Below are 24,010 nucleotides of genomic sequence, written 5' to 3' on the forward strand. Positions count from 1 at the left end.
TGTTGTCATCTCTGTGGAGTGTTTTCCTGCCAATCGTTGCGCAAATAACGCGCTGCTTTGGGCCCATATGGGCCTGTGTGGCGGGTTATAATGGCAGCATAAAAAGCATGCCAACCTTGCACAAACAGGCAGGGTTCTCTATCGCGTTAAACACCATGAACAGCACGCCCACCTTGCCGGATACGCAGGAAGAACGCGCCACAAAAAAACAGCCCCCTCTTTCGGCTGCGCCGCAGCACGCCCCGCAGCCAAAGGGCCAGCCTGTGCTGCATTTGGTGCCAGAACGTGGTTTTTCCTACTTTGTGCATGCCGCGCAGGATTTTGCGCGCGGCTTCCGCCATGCGCGGCTGGGGCTTACGCTGGCCTGGCTGGATATTCGGCTGCGGTATCGTGGCTCCATTCTCGGGCCGTTCTGGCTTACGGCCACTACCGCCATTATGGTGGCGGCCATGGGTGTGCTGTATGCGTATCTGCTCAACACGGATGTGCACACCTATCTGCCCTTCCTTACCCTTTCTTTGGTGTTATGGGGCTTTGTAGGCGGCACCATGCAGGAAGGCTGCGGCACCTTTACGGGGGCGGCGCGGCTTATTCATGCGGCCCGCATGCCATATTCCCTGCACGTGCTGCGTGTGGCTGTGCGCAACATTTTGGTGTTTGCGCATAACGTGCCCGTGGTGGCCGGGGTGTTTTTGTGGTTTCACGTCTCGCCCAAATGGTCATGGACGGTGCTGCCCGCCACGGGCCTGTGGCTGGTAGACTGCTTTTTTGCCGTGCTTTTGCTGGGCATTCTGGGCGCGCGCTTTAGGGATGTGCCCCCCATTATGGCCAGCCTGACGCAGGTGATGTTCTTTGTGACACCTATTTTGTGGTCTCCCCAGTTAATGACAACCGGGCAGGCATGGCTGTTGCTGGACCCCTTCTACCCGCTGATTGAAATTCTGCGCGCACCCTTTACGGGGGATGTGATGCAAACCACCGTATGGCCTGCGGCCCTTGGGTGGTCTGCCGTGCTGATTGTTGCAACCTTCTGCCTGTTCGCCCGTATGCGCACACGGCTGGCATACTGGGTGTAAGGCGCATGACGGATATTGCAGTTGAAAACCTGCAAATCACCTTTCCGCTGTATCATGGCAATGCCCGCAGCCTGCGCAAATCGCTCAGCAAAACGCTGGGCCGCACGCTCAACACGCGCTTCATGCACGATAACCGAGACCGCGTGGTGGTGCAGGCGCTTAAAGGGGTCAGCTTTACCCTGCAACCGGGAGACAGGCTGGGCCTTGTAGGCGGCAATGGTGCAGGCAAAACCACGCTGCTGCGCGCATTGGCCGGTATTTATGAACCCGTAGGCGGCAGTGTGACAGTGCGCGGTAGCATTGGCACGTTGCTAGACCCCGCACTGGGCATGAACATGGACCTGACCGGGCGGGAGAACATTCGCCTGCGCGGCATGTTCTCTGGCCTGAGCACGGAACAGACCGCGCAGGTTGAGGCTGATGTAGAAAGCTTTGCCAGCCTTGGCGCGTTTATGGACCTGCCCGTAAACACCTATAGTTCGGGCATGATGGTGCGCCTTTCCTTTGGACTGGCCACGGCTATCATGCCCGATGTGCTGCTGATGGATGAATGGTTTATGGCGGGGGATGCCTCCTTCCGTAACCGTGCCCGCGCCCGGCTTGAAAACCTTGTCTCCCGCGCCGATATTCTGGTGCTCTCCAGCCATATAGCGGATGTGATGGCCGATTGGTGCAACCGCCTGATCTGGCTGGATCAGGGGCAAGTGCGGATGGATGGCCCTACCGAGCAAGTGCTGGAGGCATATTTAGGCCGCCCGCTGGAGCGCAAACCAGAAGAAGAAAAGCCGGAAGACGCATCCCCAGCCCCCTAAACCCGGCGCTTGGGGCACATTATTCGGGCTTGCACGCCTTTCAGGGCAGATGTTCCGTGTTCTCCCTGTTCGCAGGGGGCACAAGTCATGACATACTCAACGCACACACCGGCACGCGCGCAGCACAGCCCACACGGAGCATGAATGAACCGGCCCTCCCCGCCTGGCGGACGTCACAAGGCCTGCTTTACCACCGGCAGCATCATGCGCCATGTGCTGGTTATGGCTGGCACCGGTGCCATTGGCCTTATGGCGGTGTTTGCGGTGGATATGCTCAATATGGTGTATATCAGCCACCTGGGTAACACGGCCCTTACGGCGGCCATTGGCTTTGCCGGGGCCGTTATTGGCTTGCAGATTGCCGTTTCCATCGGGCTGACCATTGGCATAAGTGCCGCCACTGCGCGTGAAATTGGCGCAGGCCGCGCAGATGAAGCACGGGGCATTGCCTCCTCCGCCCTTACCGTCATGATCGGGCTGGCAACGGTGCTGGGTGTGGGCACCATGATATTTGCCCACCCCATTCTGGAACTGTTTGGCGCGCGGGGTGAGGCATTGGCCAACGCCACCACCTTCCTGCGCACCGTCAGCCCCGCATTGCCGCTTATCTGCGCGGGCATGGGGTCCTCCTCCCTCATGCGTGTGGTGGGGGATGCCAAGGGCTCCATGCACATTACGTTGCTGGGTGCCGTTGTGGCTGCGGTGCTGGACCCGCTGTTTATTTTTGGGCTGCATGAAGGGCTTACCGGGGCGGCCATCAGCACTGTGCTTTCACGCACCGTTGTGGCCACAGTGGGCCTGCGGGGCGCATTGCGGCACGATATGCTGGCCATGCCGCAGCTCCACCGTATTCTGCCAGACACCAAGCGCGTGGCCTCGGTGGCTTTTCCGGCCATTCTCACCAATCTGGCCACACCTGTTGGGGGAGTGTACGTCACGCAGGCCATGGCGCGCTTTGGGCTGGCCGCCGTTGCGGGGCAAGCCTCTATCGAGCGCACGGTGCCCGTGCTGTTTGCGCTGGTTTTTGCGCTCACCGGCTCAGTTGGCCCCATTATGGGGCAGAACATCGGGGCCGGGCAGTGTGACCGTGTGCGTGAAACGCTGCGCGCCGCCCTTAAACTGGTTATTCTCAGCGTAGGGGCCACATGGGTTTTCCTGTTCTGTGTGCAGAACGGGGTTGTGGCCATGTATAATGCGCAAGGTGATGCCGCAGCCCTTATCCATCTGTTCTGCACATGGACAATCGGCAGTTACCTGTTTGTGGGTATGCTGTTTGTGGCCAACGCTGCCTTTAATAACCTTGGTTTTCCGCTGTATTCTACTGCCTTTAACTGGGGGCGGGCCACGCTGGGCACCATTCCGTTTGTCATGATGGGTGCACGCTTTGGCCCGCTTGGCGTGCAGGCCGGGCAAGCGCTGGGGGCAGTGGTGTTTGGGTCCTTCGCGGTCTTGACGGCGTTCCGTGTGACACAAACATTAGAAGTCTCTCCCGCACAGCATCCTCTGGCAGCGGGAGTGCGGAGCAGCACGCCGGTTTCCGATGTTCCCACCACCAGCGCAGAAGCTGCCATGGCGGAACTGGACGAACTGGAAAGTGCCTCTGAACTATGTGAGGAAGACAGGAAGACCAACCATGTCTAAGCTGACAACTGAAGAACGCAACGCCCTGCCGGATGATGCCTTTGCCCTGCCCGGCCGCCGTTACCCCATACCCGATGCCACCCACGCGCGTGATGCGCTGGCCCGTGCCAGTGAAATGCTGCACCGAGGTAACCTCACGCAGGAAGAATATGATACCATCCACGCCAAGGCGGAGGATGTTCTGCGCCGTGAACGGATGTAGTTTTTAAACCCATATGCTAAACCGCCTTTATGCCCGCGTTTTGCGGCACGCTGCCAGCCCCTACGCACCTTTATGGCTGGCGGCGCTGGCTTTTGCAGAAGCCAGCTTTTTTCCTCTCCCGCCAGAAACGCTGCTGGTGCCCATGGTGCTGGCGCATAGGCAAAAGGCATGGGTTTATGCGGCCATCTGCACCATTGCCAGTGTGGCCGGGGGGCTTTTGGGCTGGCTGATTGGCGCGGCTTTGCTAGATACAGTGGCCCGCCCGATTGTGCATTTTTACCACGCCGAGGGCACACTGCTGACCTTGCAGGAAAAATTCCGCCAATGGGGGGTGTGGATTATTCTGCTCAAGGGGCTTACGCCCATTCCCTACAAGTTTGTGACTATTGCCAGCGGCATGGCGCATTTTGCCATTCTGCCCTTTATGCTGGCCAGCCTTGTTACGCGCGGCGTGCGGTTTATGCTGGTGGCCGGGCTTTTGTGGCGCTTTGGGGCGCCTATTCAGGATTTTCTGGAAAAACGTCTGCCGCTGGTGGCCGGGGCTTTTGCTGTGGTGTTTTTAGGCGGCATTATTGCGCTGAAATATCTGTAAATCTGGCACCTGCATTCAGGCCCACGCGGGGCAGAACCTCTGCCCTGTGGCTTGTGCCCTGCCCGATTGCGGCGCAAAATGGCAGCCAGATTTTGAACGTCTTGCTTGACTGATAACCGGGAGAAAAAACGCGGATGCCAACCCAGATAGCTGTGATTACAGGCGCAGGCGCCGGTATTGGCCGCGCGGCGGCACGTGCGCTGGGCCGCGCCGGGTTTGATATTGCCCTGCTGGGCCGCGATGAAGACCGGCTGAAGGAAACAGCAGAAAATCTGGCCAAGCACTCTGTGCGGTCATTGGTGATTCCGCTGGATGTTTCAGATGCCAAAGCCGTGCAGGATGCGGCGGAACGTATTGAAACAGAACTTGGCCCCATTTCAGTGTGGGCCAACTGCGCCGGGGCCACGGTGGTTGGGCAGGTGGCTGCCCTTTCTGCCGATGATATCCGCCGTGCTACGGAAGTAACCTATCTGGGCAGCGTAAACGGCACATTGGCCGCACTTGGCGTTATGCGCCGGCGTGGGCAAGGGGCTATTATCAACCTGGATCTGGCCCCCAACCTACGCGGCATGCCGCTTCAGGCTGCTGAAAACGGGGCACGCTCTGCCCTGCGTGGGTTTTGCGAAAGCCTGCGGCCAGAACTGCTGCACGATGCTGATAATATCCGCGTGGTCATGGTGGATCTGCCTGCCATCAACACCCCCCATTATGGCTGGACACGCAACCTCACGGGCAAGCGCCTCAAACCCGTTGGCCCGGTGTATGAACCCGAAGTGGCGGCAGAAGCCATTTGCCGTGCGGCCTTTAGCACCAGCCGCTCCATTTCCATTGGAGCCACCAACAGCTTTGCCGCCCTGTGGCACATGGTTGCCCCCGGCTGCCGTGAAGCCCGCATGGCAGAAAAAGGCTACAAGGCCCAGATGGAGCATGATTGGGCAGAAGGCCCGCAGCCGGATGATTTATACAAATCCGTGCCCGGTTCCTTTGGGGCGCAGGGGCCGTTTGATGAACACTCCCGCAGGCTGGACAGCCCGCTCACCTTCTTTGTACCCAGCAGCTTGCGGGCCGGTATTTTTGGCGCATTAACAGCCATGGGGTTAACCGCCCTGATGGCGCATATCCGCAACTGCCGGAAATCCTGAAGGGCACGTGCCATCCTGTTCAGCGTATTTTTCATGCTGAATGGGGTGGTGTTTTCTGCCTCGCCTTACGTCATCTCACGCAATGCGCTCTTGCAACCGGCATAAGGGCAGAACGTGCTGAGCGCATGGCGTAGAGTGGCAAGGCCACCACGCATCCGTGCCTATGCCCGGATGCGCTACACCTAAAAACCTAGTTTAAACGCCCGCGCGGTTTGGCAGGCTGCTGGCGCATTTGCTGGTGCATGTGCAACCCATGCATCAGGCGGTCTGCATCTGTTGGTGGCAGCACAAGCCCCACCGGGCCAAAGGCCGGGTGCTGAAAGGCCAGAACAGATCCATCCGTGCTGGCTTCGGGCTGGAGCGCCCATTTGGTGCGGGTAACGGGCGTAAAGGTGGCTCCTTCTATGGGCGGCAATTCCTTGCCTTCCAGCATCGTTTCCCGACACTGGCCCAAAACCTGAATCAGCCGTGTGAGGTCTTCCACCGTAAGCGCAATATCTACAGCAGGCTGGTCTTCCTGCTCTAGTACCTTAAGATGAACTTCTGTGTGGTCTGCTGAAAGAGACAGATCAAGCTTGGAAGACATAAAACCTCCTACACCCAGCCAGACCGGAACAGGCTTGCGCCCTCCGGCCCGCTGAAAAAACTGATGCTGATATAAGGTGGCAAACCCCTTTAAACCAGAGCGCCGCCCCACACCCACCATGCGGCATGTGCATCTGCCAACCTGTCTGCTGCTTCCCGCGCGGCTTCAACAGTGGGGAAAACGCCAAAACATGTGGCGCCAGAACCGCTCATACGGGCCAACTGACAGTCTGGCTGCGCCGCAATATCGGCCAACACCTTTTTAACCGGCGGGCATACGCTGCATGCCGGGGCTTCCAGGCTGTTTTCCTGCGCCTTAAGGGTTGCCACCATAGCGGCACTATTGGGCCAGCTTTGTGGTAAATCCGCCCGTGGCACAAAATCGCCTGTTCTTTTGCGGAACACATCCGGGGTAGAAACAGCCTGCCCGCAATTAACCAGCACAAGGCCACACTCTGGCAAACGCGGTGCGGGGGTTAGGGTTTCCCCAATACCTTCCATCCGCACGGTTTGGCTAAGCAGGCACACTGGCACATCGGCCCCCAGTGTTTCCGCCACGCGGAACAAGGTGGGTTCATCCACCTGCGTGTTCCATGCGCGGTTTAGCAGGCGTAGGGCCGCGGCCGCATCTGCCGAACCTCCGCCAATGCCAGAAGCCACGGGCAGGTTTTTTTCCAGCACAAGGCAACCACCCTGCACATTGGCCTGTGGCCCGGCCAGATCACGCAGCACGGCGGCGGCTTTCATCACCAAATTATCGGCACCTGCGGCATCTGCGCCAAGGGCGCGGCCAAAGCGCCCCTCCAGCTTAAGGTGCAGCGGTTGTGTGCCCGGCTCATAATGCAGCACATCTCCTGCACCGGCAAACACCACAAGGCTATCAAGCAGGTGGTATCCATCTGGCCGGCGGCCAGTAACGTGCAAATACAGATTGATTTTTGCTGGTGCGATTTCTGTCAGGGTTGTGGTTGCAACATCCAGAACATCAACTGTCATGGCGTGTGTGTTCCTTTATCCTGCGGCGCTGCTTTAGCGGGGGCGGCCTGATCTGCCTTTTTCACATCCGGCTCCACACCTGCACGCTTGAGCGCAGCACGTATCAATACTTCATCCGACGGAATGGGGTGCAGCCCCAAAGCCACGTTCCACTGATCTATGGCTTCGGTCTTGCGGCCCTGCCGCCAATAAACCTCGCCCAGATGATAATTCACTTCCGGGTCTTCGGGAGTTTTTTCTGCGGCTTTTTCTAAAAGCTCCAGCGCTTCGTTCAGGTCTCCGCGCTCAGCACGCACCCAGCCGAGACTGTCTGTAATGGCGGCATCATCGGGGGAAAGCTGGTGCGCCTTGCGCAAAAGCTTTTCGGCTTCGGGCAGGTTTTCATGCCGTTCCACCATGGAGTAGCCCAGAAAGTTCAGCAGCATGGATTCGTCTGGCGCATAGGCCAGTGCGGCGCGGGCATCATCCCGCGCGTGGGGCCAATCCCCCATTTCATGGTACACCATGGCGCGTAGGAAAAGCAGCGTCCAATCCACATCCTTCTGGGCGGTGGCAAGGTCTATGGCCTTGGTATAGGCGGCTATCGCGCCCTTCCAGTCTTTCTGCTGCACCAGCGCATTGCCCAAGGCACGCTGAAGCAGAATCTGATCGGGCAACTGGGCCACAAGCGGGCGCAACAGGCTGACAGCCTCGGTGGCCTGATCGGGCGTGGAATCCAGCACAGCCAACCGCAACCGCGCCACGGGGGACATGGGGTCAGACTGCGGCACGCGCAGCAATGTTTCTCGCGCAGCGGCCCCGTGGTCTTCATCAATCTGGATTTCGGCCAGCATCAGCCGGGCTTCGGCCAATGTGGGGTCCATGGCCAAGGCAAAGCCCAGCATCAGGCGGGCGGCCTCGTTAAACTGGTAGAGGTTGGCATCATTCCCCACCATGCCGCCGGTGGCTGCGGCCTGCTGGGCCTGCTCCCGTCCCTGCTGGCGCAGCAAAAACGCGGTAAGAATATAAGCACGCGCAATCCCGCCACGTGCCGATGTAACCGGAAAGTGCGAAATTGTGGCCTGAAGCTGCGGGCCAGCCAGCAGCAGAACCGGATCATCCCCTTCCAGCTTGCGCAGCTCGGCGCGGGCTTTTTCCTTCTGCCCGTGCTCCCACAACCATGCGGCGTAGGAGCGGGTAAGCAGCAGATCACCCCCCGGCATGATCTTGCGCGTTTCATCAAAAAGCTGGCCTGCGCGGTCTGTCTGGCCTGCCACCTGTGCAATCAGGGCGGCGTGCAGCGTGTAAAACGGCACCAAAACAGACTTCTGAATATGGGTCAGGCTTTCCACGGCTTCATTGGCATGGCCCTGCGCCTGCTCACACCATGCCAGAAGCAGCGGCATAATAAGATGTGTCAGCGGGTCTGTGCGGGCCTGATGGTAATAGGTCAGCGCCTCGCCCCACTCACCGCGCACGGCGGCATCGTTCCCCAGCACAAGGGCGGAAATCACGCTCTGCGCGCCGGGCAGCTTATCCAGCTTGTGGGCCAGCGGCACGGCATCGGCATCCCCCGCCATCACACTGCGCACAAAGGCCTGCTTCAGCAGTTCCATATTCTGTGGGTCTGCGGCTGCGGCCTGGCGGAAAGAGCGCGCGGCCTGAAGGTCATCCCCCCTGCGCACGGCAATGACGGCGCTTAAAAACGCCCCCGAATCGACATGCCCGACAGGCGCATGCATAACCGCAGTATCTGCTTTGGGTTCGGCCCCTTTAAGGGCTGCGCCAGATGTATCGGGCTGGGCCGCATACAGCGGAGAAGCCAGCACAGTGGCGGAAAGCAGCATGAAAACCGTAGGCAGAAGGCGACAAAACAGCATAAGAACCCTATCTACAGGATACGGTGGCAACCGGGCAGGCCGCCCACGGATGCACCGCCCCTTCTGGCAGAGCGGAAAGGAACGACATGAACGACTGGTTTTGTCTAACGCGCCCGCGCCAAACCACCAAACCGTCCGCTTTGTGATACGGTTTATATGATGGAAGCTGCTCTGTCTCTCCTGCGCCTTTATACCGAATGGGGCGTGGATGTTGCTGTAACCGATACCCCGGCCGATCATCGGCACGCGGGGGCCGGGCTTGTGTTGCCTCCGCTTCGGGGCAAAACGCCCCAGCAGACACCCCCATACATACCCCCGCAGCCCGGAACCGGCAGAACACCAGCGCCTGCCGCGATTACGCAAAACCAACCACAGCAACCGCCTGCCCCCACCAGCTTTGCAGATACGGTGGAACAGGCACAGCGCCTTGCCGCAGCCGCCAACACGCCAGAAGAGCTGTTTCAGGCCATGGATTCCTTTACGGCATGCCCGTTGCGCGGCGCTGCCATGCACACCCTTATGCCCTCTGGCCCCCGCAACGCCCCCCTGATGCTGATTGGGGAAGCCCCAGATGAGGATGAAGACAGAAGCGGGCAGGTTTTTGCGGGCCTATGCGGCACCCTGCTGGATACCATGCTGGCCCCCTTGCCGTTGGAACGCAGCCAACTGGCCCTTGCCACAGCCCTGCCTTGGCGGCCCGCAGGTGGCACCCCCCCAACAGAGATGGACCAGCGCATCTGCCGCCCCTTTTTAGAGCGCGCCATAACTTTGTTTGCACCCAAGCGGCTGCTGCTATGTGGGCGGCTGCCTGCCCGAATGCTGCTTGGCAAAACCACGGATCTGCCCCGCCGCAACTGGCAGGACATCACCCTGCCGGGCCTGCCCCCGCTGCCCGTTATGTGTATGCGCCACCCGCTCCAGCTCCGGGCCAGCCCCTCCGCACGGCGTGAAATATGGACAACACTGATGACGGTGATGGATACCCTGCGCCAAAACAGCCAAAGCATGTAATCAGCGCGCGCATGTAAGTGTAAACGGCGTGCCAGATGTTACAGAATATGTCAGCAAGAAATACAGTCCCCAAACCGTGGGAATACCTGCACAAATCATAGAAATTATTCCGCCTTGACCAGCGATTCACCGCTGGGAATGCAACAATTTTTGAAGAACCTTTCCCTTTTCTTACAGATAGGAAACTTGCCTTTTGGGCTGGAAGGGCCTAGACCCCGCCAGCCATGCGAGCGATAGGTCAAATTCCTCATCAGATCGCGGCAAAAGCCATTCTGGCTGGTGCCGCCCTTTTGGCCAGCGCTTCCGTCGTTGTGACGAGAGCCCATGCCAAGCCCCCGGAAGCCGGGCCCGAACCGTACAGCGAAGAGCTGGCTATGGTTCTGCCACGCCAGGCTTTCCCTGAAGGTGATGATGTTACACTTCCAAAACCTCTTCCTCCTGAAGTTGCCACTCAGGTGCGCGCCATCCTGCGCCTACAGCAGCAGGGTGCGTTCACAGAAGCCATCAGCAGCACCACGCATCTAACAGATGCCACCCTGCTGGGTGAGCTACAGGCAGACCGTTACCTGAACCCGAATTACCACCCCAATGCGACCGAGCTGCGGAACTGGCTGAAACAATACACCAGCTATGCCGATGCTCCGGCCATATGGGCACGCCTTGCTGCGCTGCCCGAACGGGGTGGCCCGCTGCCACCTGCCCCACCGGCAGACCATCTGGCCCCAGCCCATGCCGCCCTTGCGGCTGGCCCACTGGCGCAGGAATTCACCCGCAACCCCTTGCTGGACCGCACCTTGCGCGAACGCACCACATGGGGGCTGAAGGGCGTGCACAGTGCGTTGCACCTTATCAGCATTACACCGGGTATGACGCCCGCCTACGCGGCCCAGCTACAGGCTGAAACCGCACAGGCCATGCTGGTTTCCGGTGAAACGGATATGGCGCTGGATATTGGCCGCACGGCCGTAAACATCTCGCGCGAGCGCAATGCGCTGGCCAGCTACATTACCGGGCTGGCCCTGTGGCAAAAGCAGGCTTACGCCGAGGCTATTCCGTTTTTTGAAAAAGCCTCCCACGCCCCGCGCGCCATGCCGGAAATGCGGGCCGCCTGCGCCTTCTGGGCCGCACGCGGGCACGAAAAAACCGGCAACACCCATGCCCAGCACATCTGGCTCCAGCATGCGGCGGCTTTTCCGCGCAGCTTCTATGGGCTTCTGGCCTATCGTATGCTGCGGCCAGCCCCGGCAGACCATGCGGCCTCCAGCGCCCATACACGCCCTGTTGGCTTCAAACCATTGGAAGACAGCCCCGCTCCAGATAACGGCGCGTCCTCTGCCCCGGTGCTGACGGAAATTGATATTGAAGCCGTAGGCGCCACAGATGTCGGCCGCCGCGTGTTTGCCCTGCTGCAGGTTGGTGAGCCGGAAATGGCCGAAAACGCTATCCGCCGCGCATGGCCAGACCTGCGAGACGTCACACTGGCACGGGCCTTTCAGCTTGTGGCGCAAACAGCCGGGCTGCATGATCTGGCCACAGAAATGGCCGATGCCCTGAACACCCATGCCGCCACAGCACAGAACGCAGAGGATACCCCCCTGCCCCTGCTGCGCCCCCGGCACGGCTTTACCATGGACCCCGCCCTTGTTTACGCGCTGGCCCGTGTGGAATCGAACTTCGACCCACGCGCTGTTTCCGGCGCAGGGGCACATGGGCTGATGCAGATCCGCCCGCTTACGGCTGATTTTGTTACCAGTGAGTCCCCCACCAATATCAACCACCACTTTGTGCATTCTGCCGAAGCCCTGCATGACCCCAGCATCAATCTGGAAATCGGGCAGCGTTATGTGCAGTATCTGGCCGGGCTAACACGCCAGACCAGCCACACAGAGGCACGTGGTGGAGATATTATCCGCCTGCTGGCCAGCTACAATGCAGGGCCTTCTGCCCTTGCACATTGGGAAAGCGCCACCGGCCCCGCAGCCAATGACCCGCTGCTGTTCATGGAACTGCTGCCCAACACGGAAACGCGGGATTACGTGCACCACACCCTCGCCTATCTGTGGATGTATGCCGCCAAGATGAAGCTGCCCACACCTTCCCTTACAGCCTTGGCCCAAAGCACGTGGCCAGACTTTGAGGATGAAAAGGCACTGGCACATACGCTGAACACCCGCACCCTTCACTAAGGGTCTGCGGCGCAGGTTCAGCCGGCTTATCGCATATAAAAAGGGGCGCAGCTTTAACCGGCTGCGCCCCTTTTTTGTGGCCTGTGGGCAGGCCAAACGCCTGCCCCATGTAGCTTTGTTCAGTTTTCTGCCAGAGGCTGCCTGCTGGCCCGCACGCGGGAAACACGGCGGCCTTCCATTTCCAGCACCTCGAACAACCAGCCTTCGTAAGCCACCTTGTCACCCACAGCTGGCACACGGCGCAGAAGGGCCAGAATAAGCCCACCCAACGTATGATAGCTGCCTTCTTCTGGCAGGGTTTTCAGGGCCAGACGGTCCTTCACTTCATCGGCGGATTCCGTGCCATCCAGCATCAGCACGGCATCGGGGGCCGGTTCTGTATGCAGGCGCGTGAGTTTTTGAGGCTCGTGCGAGGTTTCACCCACAATGGCGTCAAACAGGTCAGACGCCGTAACAATGCCTTCAAACGCCCCGTATTCATCAAACACAAAGGCCATGCCCAGCGGGATGCTCCGCATGCGTTCCAGCATATCCAGTGCGGAAATACTGTCTGGCACCACCACCATCGGGCGCAAACCGGCCTCTATGGAAGCCGGCATGCCGTCCAGAACACGGTCCAGCATATCCTTGGCCAGAACCACGCCCACCGGGTTATCCACCCCACCCTCGCACACCACAAGGCGTGCATAAGTGGTTTGCTTGAGCGCCTGCACCAGTGCCTCGCGCCCGGCATGGCGGTCTATCCACACCAGTTCGTTTCTGGGGGTCATGATGGCACGCACGGGCCTGTCCGCCAGACGCAGCAGGCGTTCGATCATGGTGCGTTCTTCATGCTCCAGAACGCCCAATCGTGCGCCTTCGGCAATGTAGGCTTTCAGTTCTTCTTCCGTCAGCGTCTGGTTTACGGCATCTGCCGCGCCCATCAGCCGCAGCACGATGTTGGAAGATTGGCGCAGCAGCCACACCACAGGGCGGGTAGCATTGGCCAGAAGTTCCAGCGGCATGGCCAGACGGGCCGCCACTCTTTCTGGCTCACGCAGGGCCAGCTGCTTGGGCACAAGCTCACCCAGCACCAGCATGATGGCCGTAATCAGCACCACCACCACAATCATGGAAAGCTGGGGCGCAATGGGTTTAATGGCCGGAATACGCTCCAGCATGGGGGTAAGGTGCGCTTCTATCTGCACCCCACCAAATGTGCCTTCCAGAATGGAAACCAGTGTCATGCCCACCTGCACCGTGGGCAGGAAGATTTGGGGATCTTCCGCTAGGCGCATGGCCCGTTCGGCCCCGCGCACGCCTTGTTCCTGCAACATGGCCAAACGGGGAATACGCACGGAAATAAGCGCAAGTTCCCCCATGGCGAACACGGCGTTCAGCAACACCAGAAAGAAAATGACAAGAATGGAAAGTGCCATGAAAAACGATATGCCCTCTGTGTAGGGTACCCGCGTGGCGGGTTTCTGGCGGGCAGAATAGGGGATGATTTCCCCCAAAGCCACAGCTAGGCCATACGGGAACGCTGATTGCCTTATGCGGCAACCGTATGCCTGCCTTCCAGATAAAGCGGACCAATTCGGTATGTTTTGAAGGGGAAAGACAAAAAAAGAGCGGCCCCTTGCGGGAACCGCCCCTTTTTAAAACCCGATTCGGAAGGCCCGATCAGTCTGCCGCAGTGGCTTCTACTGCTGGCTTTGCTGCCGGGGCATCGTTCGCGCCTTCGGCTGTGCGAATCACCTTCACACGTGGGGCCTTTGCAGGCTTGCGTGCGGCAATGGCTTCCATCTGTTCTTCCACCTGTTTGGAGAAGACGTACTGGGCCGGGCGCTGGTTGGCCAGCGAGATTTCCGGGGCCATTGGCTTTTCTGTTTCTGGGCCAAACAGCGCCACTTTGGCAATGTGCCAAGGCCGACGCACGGCATCCATAACAGCGGTGGATTCGTAACCGGAATGCACCATGCAGTCAGCGCATTTTTCGTAGTTACCGGTGCCGTAATCATCCCACTTCGTGTCGTCCATCAGCTCACGGAAGGACTTGGCATAGCCTTCACCCAGCAGATAGCACGGGCGCTGCCAGCCAAACACGTTACGCAGCGGCTTACCCCACGGCGTGCAGTGGTACTGCTCGTTCCCCGCCAGGAAGTTCAGGAACAGCGGAGACTGCGTAAACCGCCATTTGTGGCCTTTGCCCAAACGGAAGATATCGCGGAACAGCTGCTTGGTTTTCTGGCGGTTCAGGAAGTGTTCCTGATCCGGTGCGCGTTCGTAGGCATAACCCGGTGCGGTCATGATTCCGTCCACGCCCATTGCCATCACTTCATCAAAGAAATTGGCAACGCGCTGCGGGTCTGCGCCATCAAACAGGGTGCAGTTGATGGAAACGCGGAACCCACGTTCCTTGGCCTTCTTGATGGCGGCCACGGCACGTTCATACACCCCATCCTGACAGACGGAGGAATCGTGCATGGTTTTGTCACCATCCAGATGCACATCCCAAGAGAAGAAGGGGGATGGTTCATATTCATCCATCTTCTTTTCAAGCAGCAGGGCGTTCGTGCACAGGTAAACGTATTTCTTACGCGCAATCAAACCGCGGATAATCTGCGGCATTTCCTTGTGCAGCAGCGGTTCACCGCCGGCCACAGCCACAACGGGCGCGCCTGCTTCGGCATCCGCATCCATGCATTCCTGCACGGTCATGCGCTGGTTGAGAATGGCAGCCGGGTAGTCGATCTTCCCGCAACCTGCGCATGCCAGATTGCAGCGGAAAAGCGGCTCAAGCATCAGCACAAGCGGATAACGCTTCCGCTTCTTGAGATGCTGTGTGACGACATATTTGCCGACCCTGACGGCCTGCATTATCGGTACGGCCATAAACCCCCGCTCCGGCGCATCACTTACGCCCGTATCGTGACTGGAAAGAACTTGGTCAGTTCAGTGTGTAACAAGAAACGCGGCCGTGTTACCCGCGGCAAGTATTTCCGCCCTGAACCATCAGGTGGTCAGACAGAATACTGAATACACGCGTTACGCGGCCACGCATGAAAGAAGACATTGGCCTGCATATATGTTGTGTGGTTTGTCAAGCTCAAGTGTTTTCACAGTCCTGTTGCAAAAAGGCCACATTCGCCGGCTTGTTTTGTTTCAATACTTGCGTTCTTGCGTGAAATATTAAACCACATGCCATCGGATCGCGATGTCTGTCGGCATGCAAACGCGGCGTAAGACACACTCCGGGTTGCGTCATCCGCCCAGATACCAGACAGCAGCCCGCAACAAAAAGATGGAAACGATCGCATGGACAGTTCTCAGGACAAGAGCGCGCCTTCACCGATTCCGACGTTAGGGCGTTTTCCTGCGCTGGACCGGGTTGAGTATCCGGCGGACCTGCGCAATCTCTCGGTTGAGCAGCTCAAGCAGGTTGCGGATGAACTGCGGGCCGAAACGGTGGACGCGGTTTCCACCACAGGGGGGCACCTTGGGGCTTCCTTGGGTGTTGTGGAGCTGACGGTTGCCCTGCATGCGGTGTTTGATACCCCAGATGACAAGGTGATCTGGGATGTGGGCCACCAGGCCTACCCCCACAAGATTCTGACCGGCCGGCGTGACCGCATTCGCACCCTGCGCCAGCCGGGCGGCCTGTCCGGCTTTACCCGCCGCGCAGAAAGCCAATACGATCCGTTTGGCGCAGCCCATTCCTCCACCTCCATTTCCGCCGGACTCGGCATGGCCGTGGCCCACCACCTGCGGGCGGAGGAAGACCCCAGCTACCGCGAACGCAATGTGATTGCCGTGATTGGCGATGGCTCCATTTCCGCCGGCATGGCGTATGAGGCCATGAACAACGCCGCCGTGGCCGGCCCCGGTGCGGAACGGCTGATTGTCATCCTGAACGACAACGAGATGTCCATTGCCCCGCCTGTGGGGGCCATGTCGAACTACCTGTCGCGCCTGATGTCTTCCCGCAAGTTCATGGGGCTGCGCGAACTGGCTGGCAAGTTTGTGAAAAAACTGCCCGCCCCTGTGGAACGCACGGCCCGCAAGGCCGATGAATATGCCCGCGGCATGATTACCGGCGGCACGCTGTTTGAAGAGCTGGGCTTTTACTACGTTGGCCCCGTGGATGGGCATGATCTGCCGCAGCTGGTCTCTATCCTGCGCAACCTGCGCGATACGGATAACGGCCCCATCATGCTGCATGTCATCACGGAAAAAGGCCACGGCTATCAGCCGGCCGAAAAAGCCGGAGACAAGTATCACGCCGTTGCCAAGTTCAACGTGGTCACCGGTGAACAGAAAAAAGGCCCCGCAGGCCCGCCAAGCTACACATCCGTGTTCTCCCGCGAGCTCACACGCCGTGCGGCCACCGATAACAAGATTGCCGCCATTACCGCCGCCATGCCTTCTGGCACGGGGCTGGATGCCTTTGCCAAGGCCTACCCGGACCGGTTTTTTGATGTGGGCATTGCCGAGCAGCATGCCGTAACCTTTGCCGCCGGCATGGCCACCGAAGGGCTGCGCCCGTTCTGCGCCATCTATTCCACCTTCCTCCAGCGCGCCTATGACCAGGTGATGCACGATGTGGTGCTGCAAAAGCTGCCCGTGCGCTTTGCCATTGACCGCGCCGGACTGGTGGGCGCCGATGGCGCCACCCATGCAGGCTCCTTCGACATTGCCTATCTGGGCTGCCTGCCGGGCATGACCATCATGGCCCCATCGGATGAGCTGGAACTGCTGCACATGACGGCCACCGCCGCCCTGTTTGATGAAGGCCCGATTGCCCTGCGCTACCCGCGTGGCAGTGGCCTTGGGCTGGACCTGCCCGCAGAAGGCACACCGCTGGAAATTGGCAAAGGCCGCATCATCCGTGAAATGGGTGGGCAGTCCGGGCCGGAAAAAGGTGGCGTGGCCATTCTCTCGCTTGGCCCGCGTCTGGCCGAGTGCCTGAAAGCCGCAGACATGCTGGCCGCCCGTGGCCTGCCGCCCACCGTGGCGGATGCCCGCTTTGCCAAGCCGTTTGATACGGAACTGGTGGAAAATCTGGCCCGCAACCATGCCGTGCTGATTACCATTGAGGAAGGTTCGGAAGGTGGCTTTGGCTCCCTTGTCGGGCACCATCTGGCCCGCACCGGCCTGCTCGATAACGTGCGTTTCCGCCCCCTCACCCTGCCAGACCGCTTCATCGACCATAACACCCAGGCCGCCCAATACGCCGAGGCCGGCCTCTCCGCACCACACATCGTCGGAACCGCTCTAAGCGCGTTGGGCATCGGTGACATGCTTGAAGCGATCTTGCCAAACCGCGCAACCGGGACAAAATCTTAAGCCATGAAACGCTTTTCAATTCGTGCAGGCCTTGTGTTTGGTATGACCATGGCCCTCCTTCCGGTTGCTGGCGCTGGCATTTCCGCTCCGGCAGCTTTTGCCCAGTCTGCTCCGGCAAGTGCCGTAAGCGCGCCTATCCAGTCGCTGTACAAAGCGTTGGATCAGGTTCAGAGCGCGCACAGCAGCTTTGCTGAACGCAGCCAGATGGTGGCTGGTGCGGTGGATCAGGCTTATGATCTTGAAGCCGTGCTGAAAGCCTCTGTTGGCCTGCGCTATGACAGCCTGAGCCCGAGCGACAAGCAGAACCTGCTGGCAGCTTTCCGCAACTTCACCATTGCGCGCTATGTCTCCAGCTTTAAGCCCGGTTCTGGCGCACGCTTTACCATCTCTCCGTCCGTTACGGATGCGCCTGCTGGCGGCGGCAAGATTGTAGAAACCCATATCGGGTCTGATGACAGCATGCCCGGCACGGCTGTAAGCTACATCATGCACAACGAAGGTGGTGCATGGAAAATTACCGATGTGCTGCTGAGCGATTCCCGCATCAGCCAGGCAGCTGCCCAGCGGTCTGACTTCAGCTCCACGCTGAACTCTGGCGGTGTGCAGGGTTTGATCAACGTGCTGAACCGCAAGGTTCAGAGTTACTCCAAAGATTAAGAGCGAGAAGCAGCATCGTGCGCCGCAGCGGAAAGAAACCAGCGCCCCCACGGGGCCATAAAACGGTTGAGGTGTAATGTCCGCCTTTCCGTTTCTAGCTGCGGCCAGCGCGGTACTGGCTGTTACCGGCTGCGTGCAATCTGCTTTGGGGGCGGGCCTTCTGGCCCGTTTCCGCCGCAAGGAGCATAAGCCGGTTGCTCTTGAAAACAGCCCACCGGTTACCGTTTTAAAGCCACTTTATGGCTCTGAACCCCTGTTGGAAGAAGCGCTGGAAAGCTTTTGTACGCAGGATTACCCACATGTGCAGATTCTGTTTGGCGTGCGCGATGCAGATGATCCGGCCATAGCCATTGTGCGCCGCCTGCAAGAACGCCACCCGGAACTGGATATGGATTTGGTGGTGAACCCCGTGCTGCACGGGCTAAACCGCAAGATCAGCAACCTTATGAATATCCTGCCGCAGGCCAAGCACGATATTCTGGTTATTTCCGATTCTGATATTCATGTCAGCCCCGATTATCTTCAACATATCGTGGCTGAGCTGAACACACCCAACACCGGGCTAGTTACCACCCTGTATGCCGGGCTACCTGCCAAGCATACTGTGGTGCAGATGCTGGCAGCCTGCCAGATCAACCATAACTTTTTGCCCGGCGTCATTCTCTCGCGCTATCTGGGGCGGCAGGACTGTCTGGGCGCCACCATGGCCCTGCGGCGTGAAACGCTGGAACAGGTGGGCGGGCTGGAAGCCCTGCTGCCACATGTGGCGGATGATGCACTGCTAGGCCGCCTTGTACGCCAGTTGGGCATGGATATTACCATTGCCGACTGCCTAACATGGACCACTATTGCCGAATCCAATTTTACAGAATTGTTAAAGCATGAGCTCAGATGGGGCCGCACAGTCTGCACGCTTGCACCTGCGGGCTATGCGGCCTCTTCAATCCAGCTTCCACTGTTCTGGGCTACATTGGTGGTCTTGTTCCAGCCCCATGCTGCGTGGACACTCCCTTTTTTCTGGGGTGTATGGGGCTTTCGCTGCCTTACCGCGTTGATGATAGACCGCACTGTGGGGTCTCGCCCGCTATGGCCGCTTCTGCTTTTGCCTGCGCGGGACTGGCTTTCTGCCGCCATTATGGTGGGCAGCGCTTCCGGCACAGAAGTGCACTGGCGGGGGCAAACCATGCATGTGGCCCCACACCCGGTTGGCCCCCCTTCATCTGGTGGTCTTTCCGCCAGACAGTAAGCCCGGCGCACGCAAAACTTGCCTTATGCTAACAGCCCAGAGTAAATCCCTCAGCTAAATGACCATGGAAGCCTTGCAGACCGCTTTTTTTGCCGGCTCCAACCGCTTCACGCCCTTGTCAGGATAAAAACCGATGACGATGAGAACACTTTTCCTGCAGCCCCCGACTTTTGACGGTTTTGATGGTGGCGCAGGCTCGCGCTATCAGGCACGGCGCGAAATCAAGTCCTTCTGGTATCCGACATGGCTGGCCCAGCCTGCAGCAATGGTTGAAGGCAGCCGCCTGATTGATGCCCCGCCCGCAGGCATTGGCATGGAACCGATTCTGGAAGACGTTAAAAACCGCGATCTGGTTATTCTGCACACCTCCACCCCATCCTTCGCCAAGGATGTGGAAGTGGCGCAGATGCTCAAAGACGTGAACCCCAACCTGAAAATCGGGATGGTGGGTGCCAAGGTTGCCGTTCAGCCAGAAGAAAGCCTGCTGAAAGGCGCGCCGATTGATTTTGTGGCCCGCAATGAATTTGATTACACAATCAAGGAAATTGCCGAAGGCCGTGATTTTAAGGATGTAGACGGCATTACGTGGCGCAACAAGGATGGCGAAATTATTGCCAACCGTGACCGCGCCATGATTGAAGACATGGACAGCCTGCCCTTCGTGACCGAAGTGTACAAGCGGGACCTGCGTATTGAGGACTACTTTATCGGGTACCTCATGCACCCCTACATTTCCATCTACACGGGCCGTGGCTGTAAATCTCGCTGCACGTTCTGCCTGTGGCCGCAAACGGTGGGTGGCCACCGCTACCGCACACGCAGCCCGCAGCACGTTGCGGCTGAAATCCGTCTGGCCAAGCAGTACTTCCCGCAGGTGAAAGAGTTCTTCTTTGACGATGACACCTTCACCGATGACCTGCCGCGTGCAGAAGCCATTGCGCGTGAACTGGGCAAGCTGGGTGTTACGTGGTCTTGTAACGCAAAAGCCAATGTGCCGCGCGAAACACTGAAAGTGCTGCGTGACAACGGCCTGCGCCTGCTTCTGGTTGGGTATGAAAGCGGCAACCAGCAGATCCTTCATAACATCAAGAAGGGTATGCGCGTTGAAGTAGCGCGTGAGTTCACCAAGAACTGCCACGAACTTGGCATTAAAATTCACGGCACCTTCATTCTGGGTCTGCCGGGTGAAACCAAGGAAACCATTCAGGAAACCATCCGCTTCGCGCAGGAAATCAACCCGCACACGTTGCAGGTTTCTCTGGCGGCGCCGTATCCGGGCACGGCCCTGCACAAGCAGGCCACGGAAAACGGCTGGCTGGATGAAAACAACGCAGAACTGCTGGATGATAACGGCGTGCAGATTGCACCGCTGCATTACCCGCACCTGTCTCACACAGAAATCTTCAACAGTGTGGAAGACTTCTACAAGAAGTTCTACTTCCGCGCGCCCAAGATTGCCTCCATCCTGGGTGAAATGGTGCGTTCTCCGCAGATGATGAAGCGCCGCCTGCGTGAAGGTGTGGAGTTCTTCCAGTTCCTTAAAAACCGTAAGGATGCTGCGTAACCTACGCATGCCACATGGGCGGGGGCAAAATGCCTCCGCCCATGACATTTCCCCCCTGCCGGTGCTAGATACTGCCGGAGCAAGATCAGGGGTTCTGTTATGAAACGCGCCATTATCTCTGCCGATGATTTCGGCATGTCTGTTGAAGTGAATGAGGCAATCGAACTTGCCCATCGCAATGGCCTGCTTTCAACAGCCAGCCTTATGGTTGCGGGTGAGGCTGTGGATGACGCCATAGAACGCGCCAAACGCCTGCCTACCCTTAATGTTGGCCTGCACCTTGTGGTGATAGAAGGCCCCGCTGTTCTGCCCCATACCAGCCTGCCGCTTATTACCCAGCCCGATGGATGGTTTTCATCCTCGCAATTTGGCTTGGGGGTCGATTACTTTTTCCGCCCTGAAGGACGGAGAGAACTGGAAGCCGAAATTACCGCCCAGTTTGAAGCCTTCCGCCGCACTGGCCTGCGGTTAGACCACGCCAATGCCCACAAACACATGCACCTGCACCCCACGGTGGGGCACCTGCTTGTCACCATTGGCAAACGCTATGGGCTCAATGCTGTGCGCGTGCCGCTGGAACCGCCCGAACCCCTTTACGCCGCTGGCACCTATACAGACACGCTGGGTGATGCCGCCCTCCGCCGCTGGACAAGCCTTTTGCGCCATCAGGCCCATGCTGCGGGCATGAAAACAAATGACTGGTGCTTTGGGCTGGCATGGAGCGGCCACATGACAACAGACCGCGTGGCCGCGCTGGCCGCGCATCTGCCCGAAGGTGTTTCTGAAATCTATTTCCACCCCGCCACACATAAAAATGCCCTGCTGAAAAGGCTGATGCCAACTTATGAGCAGGAAGCCGAGTTCAAAGCTTTGTGTTCTCCGGGCTTTCGGGCCGGGTTGGAACATGCCCATGCGCAGCTTTGCGGCTGGCAGGATTTAGAAATGCCACAGGACAATGTGCCACCTGTTGCAAAATTACCGTTATAACAAAAAATGCATCCCGTTATTGGCTTTTATTTCATTTTTATACAGTTTTAGGAAATATTATTACAAATACCAACTTGACCACACACAGCGCTTCTGTTTGTGATGAGGGGCCAACAACCAAAAATAACAATAATGGTTTGTCCCATGCCTTTCATCTTCAGCCCTCGTGCTTTGCGTTCATCCGCTGCCTTTGCGCTAAAAGGTGAATTGTCCACCTATCTGCGCTGGCTCACCATGCTGCCTTAAACAGACAGGCAAGCTCTGCGGAGCTTTTTCCTTATCAGCATTGTGGTCAACATTTCCGACACTCATGATTTTGCGGGAAGCGGAATGACTTTTTCAAAAACATGCCGCCATAAAGCGGAGCATGATATGCCCGGGCGTGCATTTTCTACCGCCCTTTCTGCGCTGCTTGCAGGTTGCGCGGCTGTTGTATTGCCTGTTGGCGCACACAATGCGGCACAGGCGCAAAGCACCACCACATCTCCGCTTACGGCCCAAACGGCCGTGGCACCTGTATCCGATGCAATTGTAACGCCCGGAGATAACAAGGTACACGCAGGCCCCGCGCAGGCAGGCCGCCCGCTGGATGCAGAATCCCTCGGCCCGGATCTTAACGCCATTCGGCGGCCACCCAACACGCCTATCCCGCCCAGCGGTGTGCCTGTTCTGCCGTTTCCCGGTATGGCCACCATGAGCGTGCAGCCTGTAGGCCCATCGGGCGATGCCTCAGCCTTTCATAAGGTGGAACTGGATTCCATTCTGGCTACAGAAGGCCCTTCACGCATGTTGCCCCCCAGCCTGGATGCACTGCGAGATACGGATCTGAATGATCCGTACTACGTGCCCACGGCGGGGTCTGGCGCGCTTATTCCGCAGCTCAGCCCATTCCGAAACCGGCTGCGCGAAAAAGGCTTTACCTTTTCCTTCACCTATAAGGGCGAAGCCAACGGCCTGTTTGCCGGTGGCCGACCGGGGGAAAAAGGCACCAGTTATGTGCACGAACTCACCCTTCAGGCCATTTTCGATCTGGGCAAAATGGACCCCAGACTGGGCGGGTGGTCTGTGCATACATTGGTGATGGAACGTGCGGGCAAGGCCATTCAGGGCCCGCGCGTGGGCGAATCCTACGTTGGCTTGCAGGAAGTGTATTCTCTTTCCGGCAACGTGGTGGCCCACTTGGTGGACCTGTATGCTGAAAAGAAATTCCGCAACAACACGCTCGATGTCATTTTCGGGCGTATGTCGCTCACCCATGTGTTTGCAACATCGCCTCTGCTCTGCTCGTTCATGGTGACGTGTTCTGCGCCTGTGGCCATCAAACAGAATCCGGGCATGAGCGTGTATCCAAAAGCCACATGGGGGGCGCGCATCCGCTTCCGCCCCACATGGGATACGGCTATCCAGATTGGCGCGTATTCTGTGGGCGCGTTGAACGAGAACCCCTCCGGCTGGGCATGGGGCGCGGAACACGCCACCGGTATTTCCCTGCCCATCGAATTTACGTGGCAGCCGTTTTTAACACGCAACCGCCTGCCGGGGCATTACGTGCTGGGCTACGCGCATGATACCACGCGCTATGCCGATAAAATTGGCTCGGCCCTGCCAAGTGCCGTTGCCGCACAGGTGCCCGGCGCACGCTCTGCCCCGTCTGACATGTTCTGGCTGGAAGCAGACCAGATGGTGTACCGCCTTGGTGGCCGTAACATGATGGCCGGTGGCTACCTGATGGGCGGCTACATCCATGTGACCCCGCGCGCCGTGAATGTGTCTGACCAGTTGTACGGCGGTATCTCCCTTGTAGGGGTGATTCCCTCTCGCATGACGGACCGTCTGGGCATGATGTTTTCATGGTACAAGGTCAGCAACCGGCGGCGGCAGAGTGAACAGCTCGCGCTGGATGGCGGATACGGCCTGCCAAGTGGTGTGTATGGCGTGCAGCATTCGTCTGACGTGATTGAGGCCTATTACGGTATTGATGCCCTGCCCGGCCTGCTGGTTCAGCCAGAGTTCCAGTACATGATCCACCCCGGTGAAACACATAAAATCCGCAATGCGGGCATGATGGGCCTTAAGGTTATTGCCAACCTCTAGCAGGTTTTGCCCATACGCATGCAGTCTGCCCTAGT

Annotated in this window: 19 protein-coding genes; 14 read left to right on the plus strand and 5 right to left on the minus strand. The window is 58.7% G+C overall.

All coding sequences use genetic code 11. The features are described 5' to 3' along the window. Nucleotides 1-44 precede the first annotated feature (44 nt). The 6 genes from ABNV41_RS11825 (at nt 45) to ABNV41_RS11850 (ending at nt 5,465) form a co-directional block, all read left to right on the plus strand. Complete coding sequence (locus ABNV41_RS11825) at nt 45-1,076, plus strand: ABC transporter permease (RefSeq protein WP_349935109.1); 1,032 nt, start codon at nt 45-47, stop codon at nt 1,074-1,076. Nucleotides 1,077-1,081: 5 nt separating this feature from the next. Continuing rightward, the gene (locus ABNV41_RS11830) at nt 1,082-1,888 is read left to right on the plus strand and encodes an ABC transporter ATP-binding protein (protein WP_349934764.1); all 807 of its coding nucleotides are present in this window, start codon (nt 1,082-1,084) and stop codon (nt 1,886-1,888) included. 144 nt (nt 1,889-2,032) lie between these two features. Next, entirely contained in the window at nt 2,033-3,529 is a 1,497-nt protein-coding gene (locus tag ABNV41_RS11835; RefSeq protein WP_050819203.1) for an MATE family efflux transporter, read from the plus strand. Beyond that, nucleotides 3,522-3,731: a hypothetical protein gene (locus ABNV41_RS11840; protein ID WP_003625103.1), complete on the plus strand. Its 210-nt coding sequence runs from the start codon at nt 3,522-3,524 to the stop codon at nt 3,729-3,731. Before ABNV41_RS11835 ends, ABNV41_RS11840 begins: the two co-directional genes overlap by 8 nt. A gap of 13 nt (nt 3,732-3,744) precedes the next feature. Further along, entirely contained in the window at nt 3,745-4,323 is a 579-nt protein-coding gene (locus ABNV41_RS11845; protein ID WP_003625105.1) for a YqaA family protein, read from the plus strand. Between the two features lie 134 nt (nt 4,324-4,457). Further along, nucleotides 4,458-5,465, plus strand: a complete 1,008-nt coding sequence (locus tag ABNV41_RS11850) for an SDR family oxidoreductase (RefSeq protein WP_050819202.1) — start codon at nt 4,458-4,460, stop codon at nt 5,463-5,465. A gap of 190 nt (nt 5,466-5,655) precedes the next feature. Here the strand turns inward: ABNV41_RS11850 and ABNV41_RS11855 are convergent, their stop codons facing one another. The 3 genes from ABNV41_RS11855 to ABNV41_RS11865 form a co-directional block, all read right to left on the minus strand. Next, a complete protein-coding gene (locus tag ABNV41_RS11855; RefSeq protein WP_050820326.1) occupies nt 5,656-6,051 on the minus strand; it encodes a hypothetical protein in 396 nt (131 codons plus the stop codon). A gap of 89 nt (nt 6,052-6,140) precedes the next feature. Further along, a complete protein-coding gene (locus ABNV41_RS11860) occupies nt 6,141-7,046 on the minus strand; it encodes a 4-(cytidine 5'-diphospho)-2-C-methyl-D-erythritol kinase (protein WP_050819201.1) in 906 nt (301 codons plus the stop codon). Beyond that, the gene (locus tag ABNV41_RS11865) at nt 7,043-8,905 is read right to left on the minus strand and encodes a tetratricopeptide repeat protein (RefSeq protein ID WP_050819200.1); all 1,863 of its coding nucleotides are present in this window, start codon (nt 8,903-8,905) and stop codon (nt 7,043-7,045) included. Before ABNV41_RS11865 ends, ABNV41_RS11860 begins: the two co-directional genes overlap by 4 nt. 156 nt (nt 8,906-9,061) lie before the next feature. Here ABNV41_RS11865 and ABNV41_RS11870 point away from each other — a divergent pair, with 156 nt between their 5' ends. Then, entirely contained in the window at nt 9,062-9,916 is an 855-nt protein-coding gene (locus tag ABNV41_RS11870) for a uracil-DNA glycosylase family protein (RefSeq protein WP_050819199.1), read from the plus strand. Between the two features lie 224 nt (nt 9,917-10,140). Further along, nucleotides 10,141-12,102: a transglycosylase SLT domain-containing protein gene (locus tag ABNV41_RS11875; RefSeq protein WP_050819198.1), complete on the plus strand. Its 1,962-nt coding sequence runs from the start codon at nt 10,141-10,143 to the stop codon at nt 12,100-12,102. A 119-nt stretch (nt 12,103-12,221) separates the two neighbouring features. On the opposite strand, the gene ABNV41_RS11880 is transcribed toward ABNV41_RS11875, so the two are convergent. Together ABNV41_RS11880 and hpnH are read right to left on the minus strand one after the other, a co-directional pair. Continuing rightward, nucleotides 12,222-13,604, minus strand: coding sequence for a hemolysin family protein (locus ABNV41_RS11880; protein ID WP_080986744.1), 1,383 nt, complete (start codon nt 13,602-13,604; stop codon nt 12,222-12,224). Between the two features lie 160 nt (nt 13,605-13,764). Then, complete coding sequence (hpnH, locus tag ABNV41_RS11885) at nt 13,765-14,976, minus strand: adenosyl-hopene transferase HpnH (RefSeq protein ID WP_050819197.1); 1,212 nt, start codon at nt 14,974-14,976, stop codon at nt 13,765-13,767. A 423-nt stretch (nt 14,977-15,399) separates the two neighbouring features. Between hpnH and dxs the strand changes: the two genes are divergently transcribed. From dxs to ABNV41_RS11915, 6 genes are all read left to right on the plus strand, one after another. Further along, the gene (gene dxs, locus ABNV41_RS11890; RefSeq protein ID WP_087651752.1) at nt 15,400-17,427 is read left to right on the plus strand and encodes a 1-deoxy-D-xylulose-5-phosphate synthase; all 2,028 of its coding nucleotides are present in this window, start codon (nt 15,400-15,402) and stop codon (nt 17,425-17,427) included. A 3-nt stretch (nt 17,428-17,430) separates the two neighbouring features. Next, nucleotides 17,431-18,084, plus strand: a complete 654-nt coding sequence (locus ABNV41_RS11895; protein WP_050819195.1) for an ABC transporter substrate-binding protein — start codon at nt 17,431-17,433, stop codon at nt 18,082-18,084. Nucleotides 18,085-18,160: 76 nt separating this feature from the next. Continuing rightward, on the plus strand, nt 18,161-19,330 hold the full coding sequence (gene hpnI, locus ABNV41_RS11900) for a bacteriohopanetetrol glucosamine biosynthesis glycosyltransferase HpnI (RefSeq protein ID WP_349934765.1): 1,170 nt from the start codon (nt 18,161-18,163) through the stop codon (nt 19,328-19,330). Nucleotides 19,331-19,463: 133 nt separating this feature from the next. After that, entirely contained in the window at nt 19,464-20,894 is a 1,431-nt protein-coding gene (gene hpnJ / locus ABNV41_RS11905) for a hopanoid biosynthesis associated radical SAM protein HpnJ (protein WP_019088455.1), read from the plus strand. Nucleotides 20,895-20,993: 99 nt separating this feature from the next. Continuing rightward, nucleotides 20,994-21,881, plus strand: coding sequence for a hopanoid biosynthesis-associated protein HpnK (hpnK, locus tag ABNV41_RS11910; RefSeq protein ID WP_003630033.1), 888 nt, complete (start codon nt 20,994-20,996; stop codon nt 21,879-21,881). A gap of 288 nt (nt 21,882-22,169) precedes the next feature. Continuing rightward, entirely contained in the window at nt 22,170-23,975 is a 1,806-nt protein-coding gene (locus ABNV41_RS11915) for a carbohydrate porin (RefSeq protein ID WP_050819193.1), read from the plus strand. Nucleotides 23,976-24,010 lie beyond the last annotated feature (35 nt).

This window comes from Acetobacter sp. A11-2 (assembly GCF_040208445.1).
Taxonomy (GTDB): Bacteria; Pseudomonadota; Alphaproteobacteria; order Acetobacterales; family Acetobacteraceae; genus Acetobacter; species Acetobacter oryzoeni.

Excerpts from the sequence above, each read along its gene's own strand:
- ABNV41_RS11830 (WP_349934764.1), top strand. The coding sequence starts at position 1,082 with ATGACGGATATTGCAGTTGAAAACCTGCAAATCACCTTTCCGCTGTAT.
- ABNV41_RS11835 (WP_050819203.1), top strand. The coding sequence starts at position 2,033 with ATGAACCGGCCCTCCCCGCCTGGCGGACGTCACAAGGCCTGCTTTACC.
- ABNV41_RS11840 (WP_003625103.1), top strand. The coding sequence starts at position 3,522 with ATGTCTAAGCTGACAACTGAAGAACGCAACGCCCTGCCGGATGATGCC.
- ABNV41_RS11845 (WP_003625105.1), top strand. The coding sequence starts at position 3,745 with ATGCTAAACCGCCTTTATGCCCGCGTTTTGCGGCACGCTGCCAGCCCC.
- ABNV41_RS11850 (WP_050819202.1), top strand. The coding sequence starts at position 4,458 with ATGCCAACCCAGATAGCTGTGATTACAGGCGCAGGCGCCGGTATTGGC.
- ABNV41_RS11855 (WP_050820326.1), bottom strand. The coding sequence starts at position 6,051 with ATGTCTTCCAAGCTTGATCTGTCTCTTTCAGCAGACCACACAGAAGTT.
- ABNV41_RS11860 (WP_050819201.1), bottom strand. The coding sequence starts at position 7,046 with ATGACAGTTGATGTTCTGGATGTTGCAACCACAACCCTGACAGAAATC.
- ABNV41_RS11865 (WP_050819200.1), bottom strand. The coding sequence starts at position 8,905 with ATGCTGTTTTGTCGCCTTCTGCCTACGGTTTTCATGCTGCTTTCCGCC.
- ABNV41_RS11870 (WP_050819199.1), top strand. The coding sequence starts at position 9,062 with ATGATGGAAGCTGCTCTGTCTCTCCTGCGCCTTTATACCGAATGGGGC.
- ABNV41_RS11875 (WP_050819198.1), top strand. The coding sequence starts at position 10,141 with ATGCGAGCGATAGGTCAAATTCCTCATCAGATCGCGGCAAAAGCCATT.
- hpnH (WP_050819197.1), bottom strand. The coding sequence starts at position 14,976 with ATGGCCGTACCGATAATGCAGGCCGTCAGGGTCGGCAAATATGTCGTC.
- dxs (WP_087651752.1), top strand. The coding sequence starts at position 15,400 with ATGGACAGTTCTCAGGACAAGAGCGCGCCTTCACCGATTCCGACGTTA.
- ABNV41_RS11895 (WP_050819195.1), top strand. The coding sequence starts at position 17,431 with ATGAAACGCTTTTCAATTCGTGCAGGCCTTGTGTTTGGTATGACCATG.
- hpnI (WP_349934765.1), top strand. The coding sequence starts at position 18,161 with ATGTCCGCCTTTCCGTTTCTAGCTGCGGCCAGCGCGGTACTGGCTGTT.
- hpnJ (WP_019088455.1), top strand. The coding sequence starts at position 19,464 with ATGACGATGAGAACACTTTTCCTGCAGCCCCCGACTTTTGACGGTTTT.
- hpnK (WP_003630033.1), top strand. The coding sequence starts at position 20,994 with ATGAAACGCGCCATTATCTCTGCCGATGATTTCGGCATGTCTGTTGAA.